A 22,661-nucleotide genomic window follows, 5' to 3' on the forward strand; every position below is an offset into this window, starting at 1 on the left:
GGGCTTTGTCTCCGAATCGGTTGAATGCCCAGCGCTGAACGGCCGGGTCGCTTCCATCAGCGCAATGCCCATGCCAGCGCCGCTTGCGCAGACGACGCACCGGCGGCGCGTTGAAAACTCGCCTGCGCCGCGCCTGCACTGTCCCGAAATGGAACACCTGCGTTGCACAACGTGCCATTCCGGCACAGCCGCTTGACGGCCAAGCGCGTCAGGCTACCGTCCGCGTCCTGGCGCAAGCTTTGCGCCTCAGAGCCGCTCGACGGCCGCGCAGGAGACACCATGGCCACGCCCGCCCCCACCCCGCCCGAGCGCATCCGCCTGGCCCGCCGCCAATGGCTGGACACCGGCGCCGTCGCCAGCGGCCTCATCGCCGGCCCGCTGCAGGCCAGCTGGGCGCGCTGCCGCGACTTTGGCCTCGCGCCCGAAGGCCGCCCGCAAGGCGCGCCCCATGCCAGCGCCGCCCAGCTCGCCCGCGCGCTGGAGCACCGCCACGCGCTGATGGCCCACGCCAGGCCGGTCATGGCCTTCCTGAACGAGCAGGTGCAGGGCAGCGACAGCCTCGTGCTGCTGGCCGACGCCCACGGCCTGCTGCTGCACGCCGCCGGTGACGACGCCCACTTTGCCGACCGCGCCGCCCGCGTCGCGCTGCGCCCCGGCGCCGTGTGGAGCGAGCAATGGCGTGGCACCAACGCCATCGGCACCGCGCTGGCCGAGGGCGCCCCCGTCGTCGTGCACGCCGGGGAGCACTACCTGGCGCGCAACGGCTTCCTCACCTGCGCCGCCGCGCCGATTGCCGACCCCGCCGGCCAGCTGCTCGGCGTGCTCGACATCTCCGGCGACCGCCGCAGCTACCACCGCCACACGCTGGCCCTGGCCCGCAGCGGCGCCCGCATGATCGAGCACCAGCTGTTCCTGGACCGCTTCCGCGCCGGCCTCCACCTGCGCCTGCACGCGCAGATGGAGGGCCTGGGCACCGTCACAGAGGGGCTGCTGGCGCTGAGCGAAGACGGCTGGGTCACCGGCGCCAACACCGCCGCGCTGGAGCTGCTGGGCCTGACCCGCCAGGACATCGGCGCCGCCACCGTGGAGCGCGTGCTGGGGCTGGACCTGCGCGCGCTGCTGGCGCTGGGCGCCGCGCCGCGCGCGCTGCCGCGCCCGGGCGCCACGCCGCTGTGGCTGCGCGTGGAGGCCGGCCAGACGCTGCGCCGCAGCACGCCCACCGCCCGCACCGCGCCCGTGGCACCTGCCGCCGACGCGCCCTGGCGCCCGCGCGACGCGCTGGCCGCGCTGGACACCGGCGACGCCGCCTTCAGCGCGCTGCTGGCCCGCGCCCGCAAGCTGCTCGACAAACCCGCCATCCCGCTGCTGCTGCAGGGCGAAAGCGGCACCGGCAAGGAACTGCTCGCCAAGGCCATCCACAGCAGCAGCGCGCGGCGCGACAAGCCCTTTGTCGCCGTCAACTGCGCGGCCCTGCCCGAGACGCTGATCGAAGCCGAACTCTTCGGTTATTGCCCCGGCGCCTTCACCGGCGCCAACCGCCACGGCGCCCCCGGCCGCATCCGCGAAGCCCACGGCGGCACGCTGTTCCTGGACGAGATCGGCGACATGCCGCTGGCGATGCAGGCGCGGCTGCTGCGTGTTTTGCAGGACCGCCAGGTCACGCCGCTGGGCGGCGGCGCGGCGGTGGCGGTGGACTTCCGCCTGCTCTGCGCCACGCACCAGCGGCTGAAGGACGAAGTGGCGGCGGGGCGCTTCCGCGAAGACCTGTATTACCGCCTCAACGGCCTGACGCTGAGCCTGCCGCCGCTGCGGGAGCGGTCGGACCTGGCTGAGCTGGTCGCCCGGCTGCTGAAGGCCGAGGCGCCGGAGCGGGCGCTGCGAGTGGATGACGAGGTGATGGCGCTGTTCAGCCGCTTCCGCTGGCCGGGGAATGTGCGGCAGCTGGCGAATGTGGTGAGGACGGGGATGGCGCTGCTCGACGACGGCGAGGACGTGGTGACGGTGGGGCTGGTGGGGGAAGAGGTGCGTGAAGCGCCGGGCGCCGCCAGCCTTGAGTCGGTGTCAGCGGCACCCCAGTGCGGCGACCTGCGCCAATTGGCCGAGGCCCGCATCCGCGAAACGCTAGCGACCGTGGACGGCAATATGTCTGAAGCAGCGCGGCGGCTGGGGGTCAGCAGGAATACGCTGTACAGGCGGCTGCGCGGGTAGCACTCGCGGTGGAGGGCTCTAGCTTTGAGCGCAGCAGTCAGCCCGCCGCCGTCTTCCGATCGAGACAATTGCCCGCGGCCCCCTGGCCCAAAGCCCGATAGCCTGCTGGCCGATCGGTGGCTGGGCGGGCGATCTATATTCGACACCGAATAGCAGGAGGCTTGAGCATGACGACGATTCAGATCACGTTGCCGGACGCGCTGGCCCAGGAGGCCGCGCAGGCGGGGCTGCTCTCGCCGCAGAAGATGGAGCGCATCTTGCGCGAGCAGTTGCGTGCCGAGCGGCTGGAGCGCATGCAGGCGGCGCGTACCGCGCTGGCGGCCGAGCCACTGGCGCCGATGACGCCCGAGGAAGTCGGCGCCGAGATCGAGGCTTACCGGGCGGAGCAGCGGCGTGCGGCTGGTTCTTGACACGAACACGGCGCTCTCGGGGCTGCTGTGGGGCGGCACGCCGGGGCGCCTGATCGATGCGGCCGAGGCCACTCGCGTGGAGTTGCTCAGCAGCGCGGCGCTGCTCGCGGAGTTGCAAGGCGTGCTCATGCGGGAGAAGTTCGTCGGGCAGTTGGCCCGCCGAGGGCTGTCGGTGGCGGATGTGTTTGATGGCTATGCGGCCTTGGTCACGCTCGTCACACCGGCCGCCATCGCGCCCACCATCGTGCGCGACCCGGCGGACGATCAGGTGCTGGCCGCCGCCCTGGCCGCCCGCGCCGATGCCATCGTCTCGGGCGACGCCCATTTGCTGGACCTCAAGCAGTTCCAAGGCATCCCCATCGTGTCCACCGCCGAGGCGCTGTTGCGCATCGCGGCATCAGGCGAGCCAGGGGGAACGGGCAAGACCTGACGCAGCCGGCGTCGACGCACCCGCTCACCGACGGGCCGCTCTTCGGCCCCGTCCCCTCGCAACCCCGCTCCTCAGCGGCTAGAAGAGGTTGGCCGAGGCTTCTTGTTTGAAGAAGAGGGGAAGCGCAGGCCAGGCTGGATCTGTGGAGTTCAAGTTAGGCATTCAGAATAAAGACTTGGCCCCGGGCCCCCGCGATAGCCTCCTGGCTGATCGGTGGCGGGGCAAGGTCAATATTCGACGCCGAATAGCAGGAGGCTTGAGCATGACGACCATTCAGATTGACTTGCCGGATGCGATGGCCCGCGCCGCGCGTGATGCAGGGCTGTTGACGCCACAGGCACTGCAGCGGCTGCTCGCCGATGCGCTGGATCGCCAGCAGGCGGCGCGCGAGTTGATGCAACTGGCGGACCGGGTGGCCGCAGCGGGCATCGCGCCGATGTCAATGGATGAGATCAATGCGGAAGTGAAGGCCGCTCGCGCCGAGCACCGCGCGGCGTTGGCTCAGCAAGCCGAAGGCGCCGCCGCGCTTGAGGAGGCGCAGCAGGAGCAAGGGCCGCGGGATCAGCGTGCGCGCGGTCATTGACACGAATGTGTTGCTGGCCGGGCTGCTGTGGCACGGCCCACCGCACGCGCTCTTGTTGCACCTGGAGGCGGGCGGGCTGACGCTGCTGAGCAGCTCGGCCCTGCTGGTGGAGTTGCAGCGGGTGCGGCGCTGGCTGAGGTCCATGAGCCGGCGCCCTGAACGAGCCGGTGTGCCGAGACCCGGACGACGACAAGCTCCTCGCCCTCGCCCGCAGTGCCCGTGCGGCCTGCATCGTCTCGGGCGACGACGATCTACTCTCGCTACAGCGCTTTGATGACATCCCGATCCTCACTCCCGCCCAGGCCTTGCAGCAGTTGGGACTGCGTCAGCAATAGGCCCCGGGGACCGGAAGCAGACGGAGACGGGCGCCAAGCCAGGTTGGATAGGCGGGAGTCCCACTAGGGGGCAGGGCCCTAGCATTTGAGACCCTCCGCCCTGGCCGTGATCTTGACGGTCTCCTACACCTTCATGGCCATGCTTGGCCTCTACGCGTAAGCCGCGCGGACTGCAATACTCGGCGCATGAAGATCGCCGCGCTGACCCTCCTTGCAGTCGCCTTCGCCGCTCAGGCACAAGACCTCAAGTACGACCCGAACAGCCCTGCCGCCCTTGAAGCGAAGGCCAAATACGACGGCTACGAACGGGATGGCAAGGCGCTGAAAACGTTGGAGCTGTACAAGGAGCTTGAGCGCCTGGACGTGGCTAAGAAGTTCCGGATGTCGTTGCTCACCAAGCCGGAAGAGATGATGGCCGCCGTCTTCAGCATGGATGACAACGACATGCGCGCCATCTCGTACAGCACGGTGCTGCAGAAGCGCGGTGAGGCTGGCGATCCCTACGCCTCGTTCTATTTCGCCGTTCGTCAGTGGGACTACTGCGTCAAGCTTGACAAGCAGACTGGCGATTCATGGGCAAAGCAGGCGAAAGAGTGCTGGCAAGGCGCGATGCCCGCGTTCAAAAGAGCATCGGACGCCCAAATCGCCGACGCCACCTTCAATATTGCTCGGCTCTACCAAAACGGCTTCGGCGTTACGCCGTCGAAACTGGCCGCTGCTGAATGGTTCGTCAAGGCGGCGGATCAGTACAACAAGCAGAAGGATCGGGACGAGGCCCTCACGGCCCTGGAAAGCGCACTCAATCTAGTACCCGACCATCCCGCTGCTCTGCGTCTTCGCAAGGCAATGCTCAAGTAGGGGCCGCTGCGCGGCCCGCGCTACGCGTGCGGGTTCGGGGTCAGCAGGGGTTCGCGGCGGTTCGGGGTCCAAAAACCTAAACCCTCCCGAGGTGCGACCATTCCATGCCACCACCCCAGGATGGGCTCGCCGGAACATGGATTTGAGACCTGCCCCCCGAACCTGCGCCCCGCTGCGCCGAGCCGCCCCGTGGTTCGATCTTTGCTAGCCCTTCCTGCGTTGTGGCTGACCGCAGGAGCACCTCGAACATGGCAAAGATTTCCCCCGGCGTTGGGCCGCGCTTACCTCAGGTGGTGGTGCTGTTCGGCGCCACCGGCGACCTGGCCAAGCGCAAACTGCTGCCGGGGCTCTTCCACCTGTGCACGGCGGGCTTTCTGCCGGACTACCGGATCATCGGCGTGTCGCTGGATGACATGGACACCGCCGCCTTTGGCGCGCTGACGCGGCAGGCCCTGGCGCAGTTCTTCAATCGCCCGGTGGCTGACGCCGACTGGGCCGCGTTTGCCGCGAAGCTGGAGTACGTGCCGCTCGCGGCCGGCCCTGCCGCCCTGGCCGAGGCCGCCGCGCGCGCCGAAGCCGCCATTGGCGGCGAAAGCGAGCGCCTGCACTACCTGAGCGTGCCACCCAACGCGGCCCTCTCGGCCGTGAAGGTGCTGGGCGAAGCCGGCCTGGTGGCCCATGCGCGCATCGTGATGGAGAAGCCCTTCGGCACAGACCTGGCGAGTGCCGTCAAGCTCAACCGCGCCGTGCACGAGGTGTTCGCCGAAGACCAGGTCTTCCGCATCGACCACTTCCTGGGCAAGGAGCCGGCGCAGAACATCCTGGCCTTCCGCTTTGCCAACGGGCTGTTCGAGCCGATCTGGAACCGCAACTTCATCGACCACGTGCAGATCGACGTGCCCGAGACGCTGGGCCTGGGGCAGCGCAGTGCGTTCTACGAGCAGACCGGCGCCTACCGCGACATGGTGGTGACGCACCTGTTCCAGATCCTCGGCTTCATGGCCATGGAGCCGCCCACCTCGCTGGAGCCCGAGCCCATCAGCGAGGAGAAGAACAAGGTCTTCCGCAGCATGCTGCCCATCCAGCCCGCCGACGTGGTGCGTGGCCAGTACAGCGGCTACCGCGACGAGCCCGGCGTGGACCCGCAGAGCGAGACCGAGACCTTCATCGCCCTCAAGTGCTACATCGACAACTGGCGCTGGGCGGGCGTGCCCTTCTTCCTGCGCACCGGCAAGCGCATGGCGGAGGGCCAGCGCATCATCTCCATCGCCTTCCGCGAGCCGCCCAAGAGCATGTTCCCGCCCGGCAGCGGCGTCGGTGCGCAGGGGCCCGACCACCTGACCTTCGACCTCGCCGATGCCAGCAAGATGAGCCTGAGCTTCTACGGCAAGCGCCCCGGCCCCGGCATGCGGCTCGACAAGCTGAGCCTGCAGTTCGCCATGCACGACACCGGCCTGGCCGGCGAGGTGCTGGAGGCCTACGAACGCCTGATCCTCGACGCCATGAAGGGCGACCACACGCTGTTCTGTACCGCCGAGGGCATCGAGCGCCTGTGGGAGGTGTCGACCGCCCTGCTGGAGTCGCCGCCGCCCGTGCGCCTGTACGAACCCGGCAGCTGGGGCCCGAAGTCCGTCCACCAACTCATCGCCCCGCATGCGTGGCGGCTGCCCTTCGAGCGGGCCTGGCGCAGCCCGAACAAGGCGGGGGGCTGAGAAACCGGTGCTGTGAGCACCGTTCAATGGGAATGGGCCCCCGAAGCCGCCCCCGCCGCAGCCTCCGCCCTGGCCTGGCAATGCTTGGCCATCATGCCCGGCGCACTGGCCGCTCGGCCGGGTTCAGCGGCGTGCTTGCTGCACATCTCGTCCATCCTGCCTTTCATGCCGCCGCCTTTGCCGGCGGCGGCCTCGGTGGGCGCACCGGCCCCGTCATGAGCCGAGTGCGCCGACGGTGTGGGCGCCGTGGCGGCGCAGCCGGCCAGGGCCAGCAGCAGGATGGGAACGGTGGCGTAGACATGCATGGCAGGCCTTCCTGGTGACGGTGGCCCAGCATGTGCCGAGCGACGGGCGGCCTTCTTGATGCGCGTCAACCCCTTCAAGGCCGGTAGGTTGGGTGAAGGGAATGCGGCAACCGATGCCGGCGGACGCAGTTGCCAAATTGGGTAGATTTGCGACCCCGAACCGGCGAGCCCGCCGACCGACGCCACGATGCCCGAGATCCTTTCGTTTTGCGCCGCCGTGCTCGGCGCCTTCATGGCAGTTCCGCTGCTGGCCCTGCGGCGCCAGCGAGCCGCGAACTTCTGGCTGGGCATGTGCGTGCTCTCGCTGTCGCTGCTGTCGTTTGCCAGCACGCCGGCCTACCGGGCGCATCCCGAGTGGTTCGGCTTGCTGGACTGGCCTGTCGCCGCTGTCGGCCCGTTCTATCACTGCTATGTGCGAAGCATGATCGGGCTTGGCAACGGCCGGCGGCAGGCCTGGCATTTCCTGCCGTTGCTGGTGGAGTTGGGCCTGCTCATCCGCCACAGCGTTTTCGATATCCCCTTCGATTTCAGGCCGTTCTTCATCGCCTGCGAGGTCATGGCCACGGGCTATGCCGTGGCCGCGGTGATCCGGTTGCAGATTTACCGCCGGCAGCTGCTGCAGAACTACTCGTCCCTGAAGAATCGGGATCTCACCTGGCTCAGCTGGTTGAGCTTGCTGGTGGTGGCGATCATGTTGAACTGGGTTCTCGCCGCCTTGTTCCACGGCGTCTGGGATTGGCTGCTCTTGTTGAACAGGGTGTTGATCCTGTATTTCGTGGGCTGGTTCGGGCTGCGCCATGCCGGGGTATTCGTGCCGGGTGCCGATTTCACGCAACCCGGCGTTGCCGCAGACAGCCCGCCTGTCGAATCAGCCTGCCCGCCCGCCGCCGAGGCCGAGTCGCCGAAATATGCGCGCTCCGGCATGAATCAGGAGTTGGCCGCCACCATCGGCCAAAGGCTCGCGGACCGCGTATCTCGCCACCAGGATTTCCTGGAAAGCGATTTGACGCTGGCCGACCTGGCCGAACGCATCGGCACCTCGCCGCAATTGCTGTCCCAGTATCTGAACGACAGGTTGGGGCTGAACTTCTTCGACTACATCAACAACCTGCGCGTGACTCAGGTGCAGCGGCTGATGGCCGACCCCGCCAACCGCGCGGCCACGCTGCTCGACCTCGCCTTCGCCGCCGGCTTCAACTCCAAGTCCACCTTCAACACGGCCTTCCGCAAGATCGGCGGCATGACGCCGTCCGAATGGCGGCGGCTGAACCTGCCGGCGGCCGAGCCGATCCGCTGAGACGACGCCGCACGTCATCCGCTTCGAGACTGCCTCCTGCCCCTGTTTCCGTGAGGGGTTCAAACCAGGAGACATTGAATGAAAAAGTTGTTTTCCAGCCGACTGGCAGTGGCGGTCAATGCGGCCTTTGTGGCGACGGTTGTCTTGTCCGCGTGCGCCAACCCGGCGGAGAAATCCGACAAGCAGAATCTGTCGTCCGAAGAAGCTGCTCGCCTGGCCACCGAAAAACGGGAGGCCGACCAAAAGCGCGCTCGCGCTGGACAGCATCGTCAACTGCCGTCTGGGGTTTGCGGTCAACAGTGACGACTGAACGCTTTTCGGCGCCGATCAACGGTGCAGGCCTAGGCTTGCACCGGAGCCAAATGGATCGCCTGGCCCACCTTGACGTGGGCAGCATCGATTTTCTGGAGATTGCACCCGAAAACTGGATCAATGTGGGCGGCCGCCTCGGCAAGCAACTGCGCGCCTACACCGAAAAGTTTCCATTCGTATGCCACGGCCTGTCACTTTCACTAGGCGGCCCCGCGCCTCTTGACCTTGAGTTGCTGCAGGCCATCAAGTGTTTTCTGCGCGACCACAAGATCCGCTACTACAGCGAGCATCTCAGCTATTCAAGCGATGGCGGGCAACTGCATGAATTGCTGCCGGTCCCGTTCACGGAAGACGCCGTTCATCACATGGCGGCGCGGATACGGCAAGCCCAGGACATTCTTGGCGAGCGAATCGCCATAGAAAACGCTTCCTACTACCATGCGCCCGCGCAGGAAATGTCGGAATGCGAGTTCATCAATGCAGTTTTGAGCGAGGCAGATTGCGCGCTGCTCCTGGACGTCAACAACCTCTTCGTGAACAGCGCGAATCATGGCTACGACGCCTATCAATTCCTGCGCGGTTTGCAAGGCGACAGAACCGCCTATATCCATATTGCTGGTCACGACGCCGAACGAGAGAGCTTCTACGTCGACACGCACGGGGCACCCGTGGCGCAAGAGGTCTGGAATTTGTTGCGCGCCGCCTATGCATCGTTCGGGGTGAAGCCAACGCTCTTGGAGCGTGAACACAACATCCCGCCGCTGGGCGCGCTGCTCGATGAGCTGGATCAAATAATGAAGACTCAAGCGCAAGCCGGGGCGAGATGAGATGAAGCCTTTTCAGCTGACCCAACTTGCTTTCACGGACTATTTGCGCAGAGGAGATGCGGGCACGCCCAGGGGCAGGCGCCAGGAGATATACCGGGATTCCGTCTACAAAAACATCAGCCAAGCCGTCGCGGATATGTTTCCGGTCACCAAGCGCGTCATCCAAGAGCCCCGATGGGATTTGATGATGCGCGAGTTCATCAGCGAGTGCACGTTACGGACGCCCTATTTGCATGAGATGGGCGAGGAGTTCCTGGCCTACCTGATGCACGTGCGCAAGCCGCTCGCGACCGACGAGCCGTCTATCGTCGAGGTGGCGCATTTTGAGTGGATTCAGTTCGCACTCTATATTGCCGACGCTCATCTGCCTGAGCGTCAAGATGCGGCGGCGCCTACGGAAAACTCTTTATGGAGAGCTTCGCCGCTGGCGGTCGGGTTGACGTACTCGTATCCCGTTCACATGCTCGACGAGCATGGTTTGCCAACAAGGCGCGACCATGGCCCCAACCACTTGCTGGTGTATAGAAACAGAAACGATGACGTTGAAGTCCTGGCGACAGACAGCCTGAGTTTGCGCATGGTTCAGCTGCTGCAAGCGCATGAGGGCATCACTCACCTGCAGCAATACCAGCGACTCGCTGGCGAGCTAGGTGCTCATTCGCAGGACCTGGTGCTGGCCAGGATGCAAGACATATTGGCCTCGCTGGCCGACAGGGAAGTTCTTTTTTATCAATAACTGGCCATGGATTGAATCTTCGGGCCTACCGAGGGCGTTGCATGGTGGTGAACATGAACCGCTTGATCAGCGGCAGGCACTCGGGGCAGCGCTTGGGGTCGGCGGGGTCGATGTGGTCGCCGCCCTCGACGGCTTGCAGCACGCTCTTGATGCCCAGCGACTGGGCGCGCTTGTGGAGAGTGGCGGAGCCATGCAGACCGGCCGCGTTCGAGCCCAGCGGCACCACGTCGTCCTTGTCGCCGTGGATGCCGAGCAGGGCGGGCTCGCCGGCGTCGAGCATGTCGAGATCGACCACCGCGCCGGAGAGGTTGATGACGCCGCGCAGCTTGAACTTCTGTTGTTGCTCGTTGCCGCTGTTGCCCTCCAGGCCACCGTTGGCCTTGAGCGCGGCACTGCCTGCATCAGGCAGCTTGCTGCGGGCATCCAGGTAGGCCGTGTACATCGACGTGATGGCACCGGCGGAGTGGCCGCCGATGAAGATGTTGTCCACGTCGACGCGGAAGCGGTTGGGGCCGGCGGCGTCTTTGAGGAAGTAGCGGATGACGGCCTTCTGGTCCGACGTGGCCTTGAAGAGGGCGTCATAGAACTTGGCCGGCCCGTTGATGTTGTCGGAGAGCCGGTAGCGGTGGACGGCCACCACGTAGCCGGCACGCGCCAGTTCCTCGCCGAAGTCGTCCATCCAGAAGTCCTCGGTACGCACGAAACCGCCACCGGGCGTGAGGACGAGCAGCGGGCGCTTCGCTGCCGTGTCGCCCTTGGGCTCGAAGACGCGCATCGTCAGCTTCTCGACCTTGCCGTCCAGGTTGTTCAGGTTCTCGGCAAACACCAGGTTGCCGTGGCGCACATGCTCGGCAAAGGCGGTGTTGAGGTAGCGGCGCGGTGCGGCGCGGTCTTCCTCGGCGTGGCTGGCAGTGCTACCGAGCAGGGCGGCGAGGTGCAAAGCGATGGCGGCAAGGCGGTGTTGCATCGTGCGGTCCCGGAGATGGCTTTGAAGGGTGCGCGCACGATAGCGCGGGGTGCAAGCCCAAGCGATGATCACGCCGACCTCACCCCCACCCCTCCCATGCACCGCACCCACCCCCTCATCGCCATCGCCTTGCTGACCCTGTCCGCCGCCTGCGCAGCGCAGGGCGTCGAGGAGGCCACCCCCGACCGGGCCCGCGCCAACTTCGCCCGCCCCATCACGCTCGCGGCCGACGACGTGCGCACCCAACCCGCGCCGCCGGCCGGCTTTGCCGATGCGCGTGCCGGCGTGGCGGCCGGGCGCGTCGAGGAGCTCAGCTACGCGTCCGGCGTGACCGGCACGCAGCGCAAGGCCAGCGTCTACCTGCCTGCGGGCTACTCGGCCGAGCAGCGCTACCCCGTGCTCTACCTGCTGCACGGCATCGGCGGCAACGAGCAGGAGTGGCTGGGCTATGTGCGCGCCACGGCCGTGCTCGACAACCTGATCGCCGCCGGCCAGGCCATGCCGATGATCGTCGTGATGCCCAACGGCCGCGCGCTGGCGGACGACCGCGCGCCGCCGCCGGACCGGGTGTTCACGCCGGAGAACGCGGCCGGGTTCGCGAAGTTCGAGCGCGATCTGCTGGAGTTCCTGATCCCCGCCGTGGAAGCGAAGTACGCCGTCGCCAGCGGCCAGCGGCAGCGCGCAATGGCCGGCCTGTCCATGGGCGGCGGCCAGGCGCTGAACTTCGGCCTGGCGCACCTGGACCGCTTCGCCTGGGTGGGCGGCTTCTCGTCCGCGCCCAACACCCGGCCGGCCGACCAGTTGCTGCCCGCGCCCGACGCCGCCCGCCACCAGCTTGCGCTGCTCTACCTGTCCTGCGGCAACAAGGACGGGCTGATCAACGTGTCGCAGGGCGTGCACCGCGCGCTCAAGGAGCGCGGCATCCCGCACATCTGGCACGTGGACGAGTACGGCCACGACCGCGACAGCTGGGCGGAGAACCTCTTCCACTTCGCGCAGCGGCTGTTCCGTTGAGCAGGGCCGCACGGGGCCGGCAGCATGGCGGCGGATCTGCAGTCCGTCCCTGCGGTTGTGCAGTTCGTCGAACACGCGCTGCTCGGCACGAAGCCCGCTGATACGGTGCCGCCGGGTCAAGGACTGACCCCGCCCGCGCCCGCCTCACGCGCGCCCAACCCTGGATGCCATGGCCCCGACACGCCCACTCGCCACGCCGCCCCACGAGCGCCTGATCACCGTCGACGTGCTGCGCGGCTTTGCGCTGTTCGGCATCCTCTACGCCCACATGGTTGCCTGGTACACGGCGGGCCCGCTGCCGCAGGAGTTGTTTGAGAGGTTCCAGAGCGTCCCGACCGGCATCGCCTTCGGCGTGAATGTGCTGTTCGTGATGGGCAAGTTCTTCTCGGTCTTTGCCTTCCTGTTCGGCCTGAGCTTCACCATCCAGATCAACAACCTCGCCAGGCACGGCGACAACGTGGCGCTGCGCTTCGGCTGGCGTCTGGCCCTCCTGGGGCTGATCGCCGCCGTCCACCACATGCTGTGGCGCGGCGACATCCTCTCCATCTATGTGCCGCTGGGTTTCCTGCTGATCTTTGCGCGGCACCTCAGCAACAAGGCGCTGCTGGTGCTGGGCGCGGTGCTGGTGCTGAACCTGCCCACCAAGGTGTTCGAGCTGGTGGCGCTGCTGCGCACCGGCAAGGTCGACTTCATCGCCAGCGACCCCGTCAAGGAGGGTGCCGCCTACTTCGAGTTCGTCAAGAACAGCGGCTTCGTCGACATGCTGCTGGGCAACCTGCAAGCGTTCGGCACCAAGATCGACTACCAGCTCACCAGCGGCCGTCTCCTGATCACCTTCGGCTTCTTCCTGCTGGGCATGCTCGTCGGGCGCCTCGGCTGGTTCGACAAGGCCGAGGCCATGCTGCCCACCGTCAAGACCATCTGGAAGCGCTCGTGGCAGGTCATGCTCGTCAGCCTGCTGCTGGGCCTGGTGATTGGCGGCGCCGCCATGGCGCTCTCGCTCAAGCTGGAGGACCGCGGCTGGCCGTACTTCGCCGCCGAGTTCGCGATCGACGCCTACAACGCGGCGTGCACCGTGTTCTACATCAGCGGCATCGCGCTGCTGATGGCACGGCCCGGCTGGGCCCGGCGCCTCGCGCCGCTGGCCGACGTCGGCAAGATGGCGCTGACGTCCTACCTGACCCAGACGCTCTTCGGCCTGCTGATCTTCTACAGCTTCGGCCTGGCGCTGTTCGCCCAGACCTCGCCGGCCGTGAACGTGCTGATCTGCTTAGCCATCTTTGCGTTCCAGATCGCCTTCAGCCGCTGGTGGCTGGGCCGCTTCCACTACGGCCCCGTCGAGTGGCTGTGGCGCTCGGCGACCTTCTTCAAGTGGCAGCCTCTGGTCAAAGGCTGACCGCCCGGCGCTGCGGGCGGCGTCTCCGCCTACGACGCGCACTGCGGTTCGTTCCTACCATCAGCGCCCTGAGGCCGGCGGGGTGCCGGCTTCGCCAATACGGGCCGGCACGCGCAATGGGCGGGCCGTTTGCGAAGAACATCCATGCGCAAGGGCAGCAAGTCTTCCTACCTCGTGGCCATGCTGGCCACCTTCGCGCTGACGATGCTGGGCGTGTTCGTCTATCAGAACCTGGCCGGGCAGGAAAAGAAGATCGAGCACCAGCTGCCCAAGCTGTACGAGACCGACAACGCGGAGTTCCGCCGCGCGCTGGGCGCCCTGCTGGGCCCGCAGATCGTGCCGGGCAACCAAGTCGAGACGCTGCTCAACGGCGACGAGATCTTTCCGGCCATGCTGGCGGCCATCCGCTCGGCCAAGACGACGATCACCTTCGAGACCTACATCTACTGGTCGGGCAGCATCGGCCGCGAGTTCGTCGACGCGCTGGCCGAGCGCGCCCGCGCCGGCGTGAAGGTGCATGTGCTGCTGGACTGGGTGGGCAGCCTGAAGATGGACGCGGCGCTGGTGGACGAGATGAAGGCGGCCGGCGTGGAGTGCGTGCGCTTCCACGAGCCGGGCTTCGGCAACTGGCGCCAGATGAACAACCGCACGCACCGCAAGCTGCTGGTGGTGGACGGGCGCCTGGGCTTCACCGGCGGCGTGGGCATCGCGGACGAATGGCGCGGCAACGCGCGCGACAAGACGGAATGGCGCGACACGCACTACCGCGTGCAGGGCCCGGTGGTGGCGCAGATGCAGTCGGTGTTCCTGGACAACTGGATGCGCGCGACGGGCCGGGTGCTGCATGGCGAGCGCTATTTCCCGGCACTGCAGGCGGCCGGCCCGCACGACGCGCAGATGTTCAGCAGCTCGCCCAGCGGCGGCAGCGAGAGCATGCAGCTGATGTACCTGCTGGCCATCACGGCGGCGCGCAAGAGCATCGACCTGTCCAACGCCTATTTCGTGCCGGACGACCTGACGATCCGCACGCTGATCGACGCAGCCAAACGCGGCGTGAAGGTACGCGTGCTGACGCCCAACGGGCACATCGACGCGAAGGCAGTGCGCCACGCGTCGCGTGGCAGCTGGGGGCCGATGCTGGATGCCGGCATCGAGTTCGCCGAGTACCAGCCGACGATGTTCCATGTGAAGGGCTTCGTCGTCGACGGCATCTTCGCGTCGGTGGGTTCGACGAACTTCGACAACCGCTCGTTCCGCCTCAACGACGAGGCCAACCTCAACGTGCTGAACGCCGAGTTCGGCCGCATCCAGCAGCAGGTGTTCGAGGCCGACTGGGCCAAGGCGCGCAGCATCACGGCCGACGAGTGGCGCAGGCGCCCGTGGACCGAGCGGCTGCTGGAGCGCGCAGCGCTGCTGCTGCACGCCCAGCTCTGACAGGCCGCGCGGCAAACGGCAGGAGGCCCGGGCGATGCAGGCCTTGGCGCGCGCGCAGGCGGCGTCGGCGCCTACACGGCCGCGGCGAGCGGCATCCTAGATTTCCGGTTCGTCACTTTGAAAGCCGTTCATGCGCGCCCTCTTCGTCACCACCAGCACCACCCAGCTCGCGCCCGACCATCCGACCGGCCTGTGGCTGGAGGAATTCGCCGTGCCCTACCTCGCCGCCATCGAGGCCGACATCACCGTGACGGTGGCGTCGCCCCACGGCGGCGCGGTGCCGCTGGACCCGAAAACCGAACCGGACGAGAAGCAGCGCGAGCAGTGGGCAAGGCCGCTGGAGGCGCTGCGGCACAGCGTGACGCTGGCGTCCGTGCAGGACGAGACCTTCGACGCCATCTTCATCCCCGGCGGCCACGGCCCGATGGTGGACCTGGCCAGGGACGCGACGCTGCACGCGCTGGTGGCGCGTCACGACGCGGCGGGCAAGGTGATCGCTGCCGTCTGCCACGGCCCGGCCGCGCTGGTGCATGCCCGGCGCGCCGATGGCCGGCCGTTCTTCGAGGGCCGCCGCGCCACGGGCTTCACCAACGCCGAGGAGTTCCTGGCGCGGTTGAAGGACGTCGTGCCCTTCCTGCTCGAAGACGAGATGAAGGCAGCCGGTGCCGACTTCCATTCCGCGCTGCTGCCCATGCTCAGCCACGTCGAAGAAGACGGCAACCTGATCACCGGCCAGAACCCGAACTCGAGCGAAGGCGTGGCGGAGGCCCTGGTGGCGGCGCTCCACGATCGTTGAGGCAGTGGCCGGCATCCATGCGCCGACACATCCAGTTCAACCTGCCCTGCGTAAGCCCGCCATGCCGCTGCTGAAATCGACAACCCTTGCGCTGCTGCTGGCGCTGGCCGTGCTCGCCACGCTGGCCGCCTGCTCGCCAGTGACGGCGCTGAACACGCTGGCGCCGAACGACACCCATTCGCGCACGACCGGCGTGGCCTATGGCTCGCACCCGCGCCAGCAGCTGGATGTCTACACGCCGGCGAGTTCAGCGCCGGCCGGCGGCTGGCCGGTGGTGGTGTTCTTCTACGGTGGCTCGTGGAACAACGGCGAGCGGGCGAGCTATGTCTTCGTCGGCGAGGCGCTGGCGGCGCGCGGCATCCTGACGCTGGTGGCCGACTACCGCCTCTACCCCGAGGTGCGCTACCCCGACTTCCTGCACGACAGCGCGGCCGCGCTGGCCTGGGGCCTGTCGCATGCGCAGGGCCTGGGCGGCAACCCGCGGCGCGTCTTCGTCATGGGCCACAGCGCCGGCGCCTACAACGCGGCCATGCTGGCGCTGGACGCGCGCTGGCTGGCGCCCACGGGCCATGCGCCGCGCGAGCTGGCGGGCTTTGTCGGGCTGGCCGGGCCGTATGACTTCCTGCCCATCCAGAACCCCGATGCAAAACCGGTGTTCTTCCACCCCAACTACCCCGAGGGCACGCAGCCGCTGACGCATGCGGGCGCCGGCGCGCCGCGCAGCTTCCTGGGCGTGGCGGCCAAGGACGAGCTGGTCGACCCGCAGCGCAACTCGGCCGCGCTGGCCGCGCGGCTGCAGGCGGCGGGCGTGCCGGTCACGTTGCAGCGCTACGACCGCGTGGGCCACATGACGCTGATCGGTGCCTTCGGCCGGCCGCTGCGCGGTCTGGCGCCGGTGCTGGACGACGTGGCCGGCTTCGTGAACGACGCGCCTGCGCGCTGATCTCGCGGGCGAACTCCATGTCCGTTCCCGGCCAGCGCGCCGGCCCCGTCGCTGCTGCAATGCCGCCCATTCCGCAACCGAAAGGGCCGCATGCAAGCCGCACAGACCAGGTTCATCGTTCGAGGCATCCCCACCGAGCACGCGCAGGCGCTGCGCAGCGGCGGGCATGACGCCCATGGCCAGGCGCCACTCACGTCAGTAGCGCGCGGCCTGGGCAACCCCTGCCGGCATTGCCTGCAGCTGATTGCCGACGGCGACACCAAGCTCGTGCTGGCCTATCGGCCGTTCAGCGCGCCGCAGCCCTATGCCGAGACCGGCCCCGTCTTCCTGCACCAGGCCGACTGCGAGCGCTACGAGGCCGACCACCTGCCCGCGTGGTTCGCCCACCTGGCGCCGGCGCTCGTGCGCGGCTATGGGGCCAATGACTGGATCGTCTACGAGACCGGCCGCGTCGTGCCCGGCGCCGAACTGGCCGACGCCTGCCGCAGCATCCTGGCCCGTGAGGACGTGGCCTATGTGCACATCCGCTCGAAGTTCAACTGCTTCCAGTGCCGCGTGGAGCGCGGCTGACGCGCCCCTCAGACCGCCGCCGCCACGACGCGGTTGCGGCCCTCGCGCTTGGCGGCGTAGAGCGCCTGGTCGGCCCGGCGCATCAAGTCCTCGTGGCTGCGGTCGACGGCCGTCAGTTCGGCCACGCCGATGGACACGGTCAGCCGCACCGGCGGGCCGGGCTGCTGCGGCGCGACTTCCAGCGCGGCGATGTGGCGGCGCAGGCGCTCGGCGGCGTCCAGCGCGTCGGGCAGCGTGGTCTCGGTCAGCAGGGCCACGAACTCCTCGCCGCCCAGGCGGGCGGGCAGATCGATCTCGCGCAGCGCGTGGCGGCAGCTGTCGGCCAGCTGGCGCAGCGCGGCATCGCCCACGGCGTGGCCGTGGCGGTCGTTGACGAGCTTGAAGTGGTCGATGTCCACCATCAGCAGCGACAGCGGCTTGCCCAGGCGCCGGCAGCGAGCCAGCTCGGCCTGGGCGCGGTCGTTGAAGTCGCGCCGGTTGGCCAGGCCGGTGAGCGCGTCGGTGCGGGCGAGCTGGTCCAGCCGCTGCTCGAGCTTCTTGCGCTCGGTGATGTCGAAAACGGTGGTGCGGCTGCGCACGAAGCGCCCCTGCTGGTCGCGCACGGCCGTGGCGCTGACGAGCACGGGCAGCGTGCTGCCGTCGGCGCGCAGCAGCTCGAACTCGGTGTCCTGCAGGTGGCCGGTCTGCAGCAGCTGGGGAAAGCGCTCGCGGAAGCGCTGGCGGCTGGCGGGGGTCAGGAAGTCGCCATAGCTGCGGCCCAGCGCCTGCGCGGCGGTGAGGCCCAGCCAGCGCAGTTCGGTCTGGTTGATGCGCACGAGCCGGCCGTCGGCGCCCAGCGAGTGGTAGCCGCAGGGCGCGTTGTCGTAGAGGTCAGACACCTCGCGGCTCTTGGCCTGGATGTGGGCCATCAGGTCGACGACGGCGCGCTGGTGCATGCCGATGGAGCGCAGGCTCAGGAACAGGAAGGCGCCGGTGGCCACCAGCAGCGTGAGCCAGGCGCTGATCTGGCGGTGGTAGACCGCCTCGGGGATGGCGGTGTTGAGCCGACCGCTGACGAAGCCGGTGCCGGCCGCGAGGATGGCCAGGCCGGTGAGCAGCGCGAACGCCAGGCCCACGCGCGTCGAGTAGAGGGTGCTCGCGAGGTAGCAGCTCAGCACCAGCCAGAAGGTACTGGCCGAGATGAGCCCGAACGAGAACACGCCCGGCAAGCCCACGGCCCACAGCAGGCCCAGGAACAGGCCCGACAGCGCGTGGTAGGACAGCCGCCCGCGCAGCAGGAACACCGCGCCCACCAGCACCGCCAGCACCACATGCGAGGTGTAGACCGGCAACCAGCCGCTGATGGCCGAGCGCGACACCGAGATCGGCACGCCAATCAAGGCCACGACGCACATGCCCTGCCACAGGTCTTCGATGAACTCGCGCTTGAGCTGGGCGAGCTGGGGCTCCAGCTGCAAGTCGGCGCCTGCGTCGCCAAGCGCCTCGGGCAAGGGAAGCGGCGCGTCAAGGCGGGAGGCGGGGGTGGGCATGGCGAGCGATTCTGCGGCCGCAGGCGCCGGCCGTCTGCGTGCGGCAATCCCGGGTTTGGCCTTGGCTCGCCAAGGCGATTGCGGCGTCGGTGGTACATTGCGGGCCATAGATTCGCGCAAGACCGTTTTCTCAAGGTCTTCACTGCAGCCCCGCCGGCCACCCCCTGGCCCGTTCTCGCGAGCGGCTCGCTTCAGCAAAACTCCCGGTGAGTGTTCTTGAGTGTTTCTGTCTCCGCACGGCATTTCGCCCGCGGAGGGTTCCATCCATTCCAACTTTCCAAGGAAACACCATGACAACAGAACTCGGCACCGTGAAGTGGTTCGACGACGGCAAGGGCTTCGGCTTCATCACGCCTGACGGCGGCGGCAAGGACTTGTTCGCCCACCACAGCGAAATCAAGAACAGCGGCGGCTTCCGCTCGCTGGCCGAAGGCGCCAAGGTTGAATTCGAGACCAAGCAAGGCCCCAAGGGTCTGCAGGCGTCGAACATCCGCTCGCTCTGATCTGCTGCGCTGACGCGCAACCACCGCGGCGCCCCTCGGGGAGCCGCGGTCACAACAAGAAGAAGAACTTGAACATCAATAACAACAACAACATCGAAGTGGGGCGCTACGTCGTCTCCCCCATGACCCAGCCGCGGCATGGCGGCGGCTTTGACGCCGTCGTGTCCATCCGCTCCGGCCGGGGCATGGCCAGCGTGGACCGCATCCTGCAGTTCACGCCGTGCTTCACGAGCCAGCAGGCGGCTCTGCACTACGCCAAGGCCCACGGCCTGGCCTGGGCGCATTGCCATTGACCTTCGCCGGCTGCAACCAGGGCCGGCGCGTCACGTGCCCGGCTCTCCTCATCAAATCAAACACGGAGCCCAGACATGGCCAAAGAAGAACTCATTGAGATGCAGGGCACCGTGCACGAAGTGCTGCCCGACTCGCGCTTTCGCGTGACGCTGACGAACGGCCACGAGGTCATCGCCTACACGGGCGGCAAGATGCGCAAGCATCACATCCGCATCCTGGCCGGCGACAACGTGTCGCTGGAGATGTCGCCCTATGACCTGAGCAAGGGCCGCATCACCTTCCGCCACCTGGCCGGCCGCACCGGCCCGGGCATGGGCGCACCGGGCGGCCAGCGCCGCTGAAACAAGTACCCCTCGCCCAGTCCTGCGCCGCTGAACGCGGGCGTGCCTGGTCGGTCCCCCGAGGGGACGGCGATGCTTGCCGGATCTACCGGCAAGCACATCGCCCACCGGGCCGGCTTGGGAGCGGCCCGGCGCTCGGCCCGAACGCAAATTCATGCATCGTGCCGCCCGCGTTGGTCAGGCCGGCGTGCTCCGCCGCCGGCTGACCCACAGCCCACCGAGACCCACCGCCAGCAGCGCCACGCTGCCCGGCTCCGGCACCGCCGAGATGTTGTCGAGCTGGAAGCCCGACGTGGCGCTGAACCTGACCTCGCTCAAGCCCAGCCACTGGCTGTCGAACTGCGTCGTGGTCATCGCGCCCAGCGCCAGCGTCTGCATCGCCACCTGCTGGCCGTCCAGCAGGCCCGTGATGGCCAACTCGCCCGGTGTGTCGCCGAGGTCGAAGTAGCCGAAGTCCAGGCTGGCCAGGCCAAAGAGCCCGCCCGCTGCCGGCCGCAATGTCAGCGGGCCCGCCCCCAGAAAGCCGCCGACCAGCCAGCCGTTGCCGGCGCCGTCGTCCAGCAGCAGATAGTCCGCCGCCTGACCCGACAGCGTGAAGCCGCCCTCGGTGTAGGTCGCAACGTTGCCGGCGTCGATGTCGATCACGCCGGGGTTGTCGAAGCGCACCGGCGCTGCCTGCGCCGCGCTGGCCAGGCCGAGCAGCACGCTGGCTGCGAGAAGTTTGAGTTTCATGATGCGTCCTCGCTCTGGGTTCAGTTGGAGCCCGGGTTGGGCGTGTTCAGGTACGGGAAGCCCGGCAACAAAGGCACGACGGCCTGGTCGACCGCGTCATGCAGCTTGAAGGTCGTGCTGCCCAGCGGCACCTTGCTCGGGTTGCACTCCGCCCCGAAGCCCAGCGCATTGGCATTGCCGTTGGCCACGCACAGCCCGCCCATGACGGCGACGAGCGAGATGTCGACGATGTCGTCCTTGGGGCGGCGGCCGTTGGGGTAGCCGGCGAAGTCGCTGGCGCCGTTCAGGATGCTGCCGACGATGCCCAGCCGCTGCTGCTGCGCGAACGGGGTCGGCGCGATGGCGGTGTTGAGCCGCAGCATCTCCGAGGCGACGACATTGGCCGGCTTGTTGACGCCGGGGATGCCGGTGAGGAAGGTCGTGACGAGGTCCAGCCGCGGCAGGTTGGTCGGCGCGACGCCGGGCAGGGCCAGCGCGATCTCCAGCAGCGCGGGCAGCGTCGGGTGGGTCACATAGGTGGCGAACTGGCCGTCCTTGGATGGCACCGAGGCATTGAACTTGTCCTTGTCCGGCAGACCGATGACGACTTCGTTGACCAGCGGCATGCCCAGCCGCGACACCTGCGCCCAGGCGCCGCCGTGCGTGATGGCCGTGTTGTAGCCGCTCGGCGGGTTGGCGTTGACGAGCTGACTCTGGCGCACGCTGGCGCTCGTCCAGCCGCCGATGGTCGTCTCGCCGCCCTGCGTCAGGCAGGCGATGGGCACCTCGACGGCCAGCGACGTGACGTTCTTGCCCTGGATGGAATTGGCGGCAGCGGCGTTGATGAGGGCCGGGTCGGTGATGACGCCGACGGGCGCATTGACGAGGTCGAAGATGACGCCCAGGTTGACGGCGAAGCTCTCCTGCCGCTGGCCGACGAACACGCGGCTGGCGCCGCAGCCCGGGATGTCGACGCTGTAGACATGTTGCGCGGCATAGCCGGCGTAGTCGGGCAGCGTCTTGACGCCGATGTGGTCGCTGGGCTTGTCGAACAGTGGCGTGCCGGTCTTGGGGTTGGTGACGGTGGTGCTGGTGCCGGTGCGGCGGTCACCGCGCACGACGTTGAGCGTGAACTTCTCGTTGACGTTCAGCGCCACCGCATTGGGCGCCGTGACCTGGCCCGCCTGTGTCAGCGGGATGGGCACCATCTGGTTGCCAATGGGCAGCGCGATCGCCTTCAACAGGTTCTTGAACTGGAACTGGAAGGTCACGTCCTCCTTGGCGTCGCCGTTGCTGTCGACATGGATCTCGTACAGCGCATTCGGGTCGAGCTTGAAGTAGTTCGGGCCGCCGTAGGGGTCCTGCAGCGGCAGGTAGTTGGCGATCAGCGTCACGTAGCCGGCGCGGCCGGACTCGTAGCTGCGGAACATGTAGAAGTCCGTGCCGTCGATGCGCGGCGCGCCGGTGATGGACGGCGCCTCGCGGTGGCTGGAGGCGTGCGCGGCAGGCAGCGCCAGGCTGGCGAGCGCCGCGGCGCAGGCGGTGGACAGCAAGGCACGGTGCAGGGGTGGCAGGGTCATGATGGGCGCTCCTGGCGAAGGGGTCTCGCCGCCTGGCGACATGCCGGCTGCGAGCGCGGCCTTCAGCCATGACGGCCGCAAAGAGGCTTACGTGAGCGGGCGCAAACGGATGCAAGGGCGCGTTGCCGGCTGACGCTCGAAGACACGACGTGTGAACCCGCGCATCCGGGTGGGCAGGCACTGCGTAACGGTTCCCCCGTCTTGCGAGTCGTGCTAGCCTTTTGCGTCCCGTCACGACCGGAGTTCCATTGGCTAAAGAAGAACTGATCGAAATGCAGGGTGTCGTCAACGAAGTCCTGCCCGACTCGCGCTTCCGCGTGAAGCTGACGAACGGCCACGAAGTCATCGCCTACACCGGCGGCAAGATGCGCAAGCACCACATCCGCATCCTGGCGGGTGACAGCGTGTCGCTGGAGATGTCGCCCTATGACCTGAGCAAGGGCCGCATCACGTTCCGCCACCTCGGCACGCCGCGCACCACGCCGGGCCAGCGTTACTGAACACCTGCTGACAGCAAGGCACCGGGCCACCGGTGAGCCCTGACGGGTGATGCCGCGCGCCGGACGCGCG

Annotated in this window: 26 protein-coding genes and 1 pseudogene; 22 read left to right on the plus strand and 5 right to left on the minus strand. The window is 67.9% G+C overall.

The features are described 5' to 3' along the window. Positions 1 to 279 precede the first annotated feature (279 nt). The 8 genes and pseudogenes from ACG00Y_RS17145 to zwf all read left to right on the plus strand — a co-directional run bounded on the left by ACG00Y_RS17145 (position 280) and on the right by zwf (position 6,536). A complete protein-coding gene (locus ACG00Y_RS17145) occupies positions 280 to 2,208 on the plus strand; it encodes a sigma-54-dependent Fis family transcriptional regulator (protein ID WP_394480870.1) in 1,929 nt (642 codons plus the stop codon). A 167-nt stretch (positions 2,209 to 2,375) separates the two neighbouring features. Continuing rightward, the gene (locus ACG00Y_RS17150; RefSeq protein ID WP_394480872.1) at positions 2,376 to 2,618 is read left to right on the plus strand and encodes a hypothetical protein; all 243 of its coding nucleotides are present in this window, start codon (positions 2,376 to 2,378) and stop codon (positions 2,616 to 2,618) included. Continuing rightward, on the plus strand, positions 2,602 to 3,048 hold the full coding sequence (locus ACG00Y_RS17155) for a putative toxin-antitoxin system toxin component, PIN family (protein WP_394480874.1): 447 nt from the start codon (positions 2,602 to 2,604) through the stop codon (positions 3,046 to 3,048). The genes ACG00Y_RS17150 and ACG00Y_RS17155 overlap by 17 nt, the downstream gene beginning before the upstream one ends. Before the next feature lie 262 nt (positions 3,049 to 3,310). After that, positions 3,311 to 3,631: a hypothetical protein gene (locus tag ACG00Y_RS17160; RefSeq protein ID WP_394480876.1), complete on the plus strand. Its 321-nt coding sequence runs from the start codon at positions 3,311 to 3,313 to the stop codon at positions 3,629 to 3,631. A gap of 7 nt (positions 3,632 to 3,638) precedes the next feature. Continuing rightward, positions 3,639 to 3,698 (plus strand): annotated as a pseudogene (locus tag ACG00Y_RS17165) (hypothetical protein); the annotation flags it as partial. Positions 3,699 to 3,798: 100 nt separating this feature from the next. Beyond that, a complete protein-coding gene (locus ACG00Y_RS17170; RefSeq protein WP_394480878.1) occupies positions 3,799 to 3,966 on the plus strand; it encodes a putative toxin-antitoxin system toxin component, PIN family in 168 nt (55 codons plus the stop codon). A gap of 186 nt (positions 3,967 to 4,152) precedes the next feature. Further along, positions 4,153 to 4,824, plus strand: a complete 672-nt coding sequence (locus ACG00Y_RS17175) for a hypothetical protein (RefSeq protein ID WP_394480880.1) — start codon at positions 4,153 to 4,155, stop codon at positions 4,822 to 4,824. A gap of 248 nt (positions 4,825 to 5,072) precedes the next feature. Further along, the gene (gene zwf, locus ACG00Y_RS17180; protein ID WP_394480882.1) at positions 5,073 to 6,536 is read left to right on the plus strand and encodes a glucose-6-phosphate dehydrogenase; all 1,464 of its coding nucleotides are present in this window, start codon (positions 5,073 to 5,075) and stop codon (positions 6,534 to 6,536) included. Between the two features lie 23 nt (positions 6,537 to 6,559). On the opposite strand, the gene ACG00Y_RS17185 is transcribed toward zwf, so the two are convergent. Beyond that, complete coding sequence (locus ACG00Y_RS17185) at positions 6,560 to 6,841, minus strand: hypothetical protein (protein ID WP_394480884.1); 282 nt, start codon at positions 6,839 to 6,841, stop codon at positions 6,560 to 6,562. A 187-nt stretch (positions 6,842 to 7,028) separates the two neighbouring features. On the opposite strand from ACG00Y_RS17185, the gene ACG00Y_RS17190 reads away from it, so the two are divergent. The 4 genes from ACG00Y_RS17190 (at position 7,029) to ACG00Y_RS17205 (ending at position 10,013) form a co-directional block, all read left to right on the plus strand. Further along, positions 7,029 to 8,138, plus strand: coding sequence for a helix-turn-helix domain-containing protein (locus ACG00Y_RS17190; protein WP_394480886.1), 1,110 nt, complete (start codon positions 7,029 to 7,031; stop codon positions 8,136 to 8,138). A 78-nt stretch (positions 8,139 to 8,216) separates the two neighbouring features. Continuing rightward, positions 8,217 to 8,441 (plus strand): hypothetical protein, encoded by a 225-nt coding sequence (locus tag ACG00Y_RS17195; RefSeq protein WP_394480888.1) that lies wholly within the window; start codon positions 8,217 to 8,219, stop codon positions 8,439 to 8,441. Next, on the plus strand, positions 8,438 to 9,277 hold the full coding sequence (locus tag ACG00Y_RS17200; RefSeq protein WP_394480890.1) for an HvfB family MNIO-type RiPP peptide maturase: 840 nt from the start codon (positions 8,438 to 8,440) through the stop codon (positions 9,275 to 9,277). Before ACG00Y_RS17195 ends, ACG00Y_RS17200 begins: the two co-directional genes overlap by 4 nt. A 1-nt stretch (position 9,278) precedes the next feature. Continuing rightward, positions 9,279 to 10,013: an HvfC family RiPP maturation protein gene (locus tag ACG00Y_RS17205; protein ID WP_394480892.1), complete on the plus strand. Its 735-nt coding sequence runs from the start codon at positions 9,279 to 9,281 to the stop codon at positions 10,011 to 10,013. 25 nt (positions 10,014 to 10,038) lie between these two features. On the opposite strand, the gene ACG00Y_RS17210 is transcribed toward ACG00Y_RS17205, so the two are convergent. Beyond that, complete coding sequence (locus ACG00Y_RS17210; protein WP_394480894.1) at positions 10,039 to 10,980, minus strand: alpha/beta hydrolase; 942 nt, start codon at positions 10,978 to 10,980, stop codon at positions 10,039 to 10,041. 96 nt (positions 10,981 to 11,076) lie between these two features. Between ACG00Y_RS17210 and ACG00Y_RS17215 the strand changes: the two genes are divergently transcribed. The 6 genes from ACG00Y_RS17215 (at position 11,077) to ACG00Y_RS17240 (ending at position 17,133) form a co-directional block, all read left to right on the plus strand. Next, positions 11,077 to 11,994 carry an alpha/beta hydrolase gene (locus ACG00Y_RS17215; protein ID WP_394480896.1) on the plus strand — a complete coding sequence of 306 codons (918 nt, stop codon included), beginning with the start codon at positions 11,077 to 11,079 and terminating at the stop codon, positions 11,992 to 11,994. Between the two features lie 169 nt (positions 11,995 to 12,163). Then, the gene (locus ACG00Y_RS17220) at positions 12,164 to 13,390 is read left to right on the plus strand and encodes a DUF418 domain-containing protein (RefSeq protein ID WP_394480898.1); all 1,227 of its coding nucleotides are present in this window, start codon (positions 12,164 to 12,166) and stop codon (positions 13,388 to 13,390) included. A 144-nt stretch (positions 13,391 to 13,534) separates the two neighbouring features. Further along, on the plus strand, positions 13,535 to 14,824 hold the full coding sequence (locus tag ACG00Y_RS17225) for a phospholipase D-like domain-containing protein (RefSeq protein ID WP_394480900.1): 1,290 nt from the start codon (positions 13,535 to 13,537) through the stop codon (positions 14,822 to 14,824). A gap of 130 nt (positions 14,825 to 14,954) precedes the next feature. Further along, entirely contained in the window at positions 14,955 to 15,620 is a 666-nt protein-coding gene (locus ACG00Y_RS17230) for a type 1 glutamine amidotransferase domain-containing protein (protein WP_394480902.1), read from the plus strand. Between the two features lie 61 nt (positions 15,621 to 15,681). Continuing rightward, positions 15,682 to 16,563, plus strand: a complete 882-nt coding sequence (locus ACG00Y_RS17235) for an alpha/beta hydrolase (RefSeq protein WP_394480903.1) — start codon at positions 15,682 to 15,684, stop codon at positions 16,561 to 16,563. Between the two features lie 90 nt (positions 16,564 to 16,653). Continuing rightward, entirely contained in the window at positions 16,654 to 17,133 is a 480-nt protein-coding gene (locus tag ACG00Y_RS17240) for a DUF1203 domain-containing protein (protein WP_394480904.1), read from the plus strand. An 8-nt stretch (positions 17,134 to 17,141) separates the two neighbouring features. Here ACG00Y_RS17240 and ACG00Y_RS17245 read toward each other — a convergent pair whose 3' ends face one another. Further along, positions 17,142 to 18,662, minus strand: a complete 1,521-nt coding sequence (locus ACG00Y_RS17245) for a GGDEF domain-containing protein (RefSeq protein ID WP_394480905.1) — start codon at positions 18,660 to 18,662, stop codon at positions 17,142 to 17,144. A 290-nt stretch (positions 18,663 to 18,952) separates the two neighbouring features. Between ACG00Y_RS17245 and ACG00Y_RS17250 the strand changes: the two genes are divergently transcribed. The 3 genes from ACG00Y_RS17250 (at position 18,953) to infA (ACG00Y_RS17260) (ending at position 19,800) form a co-directional block, all read left to right on the plus strand. Then, on the plus strand, positions 18,953 to 19,165 hold the full coding sequence (locus ACG00Y_RS17250; RefSeq protein WP_394480907.1) for a cold-shock protein: 213 nt from the start codon (positions 18,953 to 18,955) through the stop codon (positions 19,163 to 19,165). 68 nt (positions 19,166 to 19,233) lie between these two features. Next, the gene (locus ACG00Y_RS17255) at positions 19,234 to 19,458 is read left to right on the plus strand and encodes a hypothetical protein (RefSeq protein WP_394480909.1); all 225 of its coding nucleotides are present in this window, start codon (positions 19,234 to 19,236) and stop codon (positions 19,456 to 19,458) included. A 75-nt stretch (positions 19,459 to 19,533) separates the two neighbouring features. Further along, a complete protein-coding gene (infA, locus tag ACG00Y_RS17260; protein WP_394480911.1) occupies positions 19,534 to 19,800 on the plus strand; it encodes a translation initiation factor IF-1 in 267 nt (88 codons plus the stop codon). A 177-nt stretch (positions 19,801 to 19,977) separates the two neighbouring features. On the opposite strand, the gene ACG00Y_RS17265 is transcribed toward infA (ACG00Y_RS17260), so the two are convergent. Both ACG00Y_RS17265 and ACG00Y_RS17270 read right to left on the minus strand, forming a co-directional pair. Next, on the minus strand, positions 19,978 to 20,532 hold the full coding sequence (locus ACG00Y_RS17265) for a PEP-CTERM sorting domain-containing protein (RefSeq protein WP_394480913.1): 555 nt from the start codon (positions 20,530 to 20,532) through the stop codon (positions 19,978 to 19,980). Positions 20,533 to 20,552: 20 nt separating this feature from the next. Beyond that, entirely contained in the window at positions 20,553 to 22,091 is a 1,539-nt protein-coding gene (locus tag ACG00Y_RS17270; RefSeq protein ID WP_394480914.1) for a DUF4331 domain-containing protein, read from the minus strand. Positions 22,092 to 22,339: 248 nt separating this feature from the next. Between ACG00Y_RS17270 and infA (ACG00Y_RS17275) the strand changes: the two genes are divergently transcribed. After that, on the plus strand, positions 22,340 to 22,591 hold the full coding sequence (gene infA / locus ACG00Y_RS17275) for a translation initiation factor IF-1 (RefSeq protein WP_394480916.1): 252 nt from the start codon (positions 22,340 to 22,342) through the stop codon (positions 22,589 to 22,591). The last annotated feature ends 70 nt before the right edge of the window (positions 22,592 to 22,661 follow it).

Origin of the sequence: Pelomonas parva, from assembly GCF_043555835.1 — a bacterium.
Classification (GTDB): Bacteria; Pseudomonadota; Gammaproteobacteria; order Burkholderiales; family Burkholderiaceae_C; genus Pelomonas; species Pelomonas parva.

Coding starts and splice junctions, on each gene's coding strand:
- ACG00Y_RS17145 (WP_394480870.1), top strand. CDS start 280: ATGGCCACGCCCGCCCCCACCCCGCCCGAGCGCATCCGCCTGGCCCGC.
- ACG00Y_RS17150 (WP_394480872.1), top strand. CDS start 2,376: ATGACGACGATTCAGATCACGTTGCCGGACGCGCTGGCCCAGGAGGCC.
- ACG00Y_RS17160 (WP_394480876.1), top strand. CDS start 3,311: ATGACGACCATTCAGATTGACTTGCCGGATGCGATGGCCCGCGCCGCG.
- ACG00Y_RS17175 (WP_394480880.1), top strand. CDS start 4,153: ATGAAGATCGCCGCGCTGACCCTCCTTGCAGTCGCCTTCGCCGCTCAG.
- zwf (WP_394480882.1), top strand. CDS start 5,073: ATGGCAAAGATTTCCCCCGGCGTTGGGCCGCGCTTACCTCAGGTGGTG.
- ACG00Y_RS17185 (WP_394480884.1), bottom strand. CDS start 6,841: ATGCATGTCTACGCCACCGTTCCCATCCTGCTGCTGGCCCTGGCCGGC.
- ACG00Y_RS17190 (WP_394480886.1), top strand. CDS start 7,029: ATGCCCGAGATCCTTTCGTTTTGCGCCGCCGTGCTCGGCGCCTTCATG.
- ACG00Y_RS17195 (WP_394480888.1), top strand. CDS start 8,217: ATGAAAAAGTTGTTTTCCAGCCGACTGGCAGTGGCGGTCAATGCGGCC.
- ACG00Y_RS17205 (WP_394480892.1), top strand. CDS start 9,279: ATGAAGCCTTTTCAGCTGACCCAACTTGCTTTCACGGACTATTTGCGC.
- ACG00Y_RS17210 (WP_394480894.1), bottom strand. CDS start 10,980: ATGCAACACCGCCTTGCCGCCATCGCTTTGCACCTCGCCGCCCTGCTC.
- ACG00Y_RS17215 (WP_394480896.1), top strand. CDS start 11,077: ATGCACCGCACCCACCCCCTCATCGCCATCGCCTTGCTGACCCTGTCC.
- ACG00Y_RS17220 (WP_394480898.1), top strand. CDS start 12,164: ATGGCCCCGACACGCCCACTCGCCACGCCGCCCCACGAGCGCCTGATC.
- ACG00Y_RS17225 (WP_394480900.1), top strand. CDS start 13,535: ATGCGCAAGGGCAGCAAGTCTTCCTACCTCGTGGCCATGCTGGCCACC.
- ACG00Y_RS17230 (WP_394480902.1), top strand. CDS start 14,955: ATGCGCGCCCTCTTCGTCACCACCAGCACCACCCAGCTCGCGCCCGAC.
- ACG00Y_RS17235 (WP_394480903.1), top strand. CDS start 15,682: ATGCCGCTGCTGAAATCGACAACCCTTGCGCTGCTGCTGGCGCTGGCC.
- ACG00Y_RS17240 (WP_394480904.1), top strand. CDS start 16,654: ATGCAAGCCGCACAGACCAGGTTCATCGTTCGAGGCATCCCCACCGAG.
- ACG00Y_RS17245 (WP_394480905.1), bottom strand. CDS start 18,662: ATGCCCACCCCCGCCTCCCGCCTTGACGCGCCGCTTCCCTTGCCCGAG.
- ACG00Y_RS17250 (WP_394480907.1), top strand. CDS start 18,953: ATGACAACAGAACTCGGCACCGTGAAGTGGTTCGACGACGGCAAGGGC.
- infA (WP_394480911.1), top strand. CDS start 19,534: ATGGCCAAAGAAGAACTCATTGAGATGCAGGGCACCGTGCACGAAGTG.
- ACG00Y_RS17265 (WP_394480913.1), bottom strand. CDS start 20,532: ATGAAACTCAAACTTCTCGCAGCCAGCGTGCTGCTCGGCCTGGCCAGC.
- ACG00Y_RS17270 (WP_394480914.1), bottom strand. CDS start 22,091: ATGACCCTGCCACCCCTGCACCGTGCCTTGCTGTCCACCGCCTGCGCC.